The organism is Achromobacter sp. SIMBA_011, assembly GCF_046535435.1.
GTDB classification, from domain to species: domain Bacteria; phylum Pseudomonadota; class Gammaproteobacteria; order Burkholderiales; family Burkholderiaceae_B; genus Achromobacter; species Achromobacter dolens.
This window is the reverse complement of sequence record NZ_JAWRWN010000991.1, coordinates 1-247: the sequence shown is the minus strand read 5'-3', so window position 1 is coordinate 247 and position 247 is coordinate 1. Positions and strand designations below refer to the sequence as shown.

At 68.8% G+C, this 247-nt stretch carries 1 pseudogene; it reads left to right on the top strand.

Annotated elements, in window-relative coordinates:
* Window positions 1-247, top strand: a pseudogene (locus SB816_RS33985) (hypothetical protein); the annotation flags it as partial.

The window sequence follows — 247 nt, the reverse complement described above, 5'->3', positions numbered from 1 at the left end:
CGCGTTGCAGGCGATGCTGCTGCATCAGTTCATCGTCGCGCGGCGCTTCTCGGTGTGGATGGTGCTCGTGTTCCTCGCCACGCTCGTGGTCGAGCTGCTGAGCGTCACGCGCAGCCTGCTGCTCGCGACCGTGCTGCTCACCATGTTCGCCGCGTGGCTCGCCGCGCCGTCGATCGGTCATCTGATCAAATCGGCCGTGCGCACCGGCGCGGCGCTGCTGTGCGTGGTGGCGATCGCGGTGGGCACC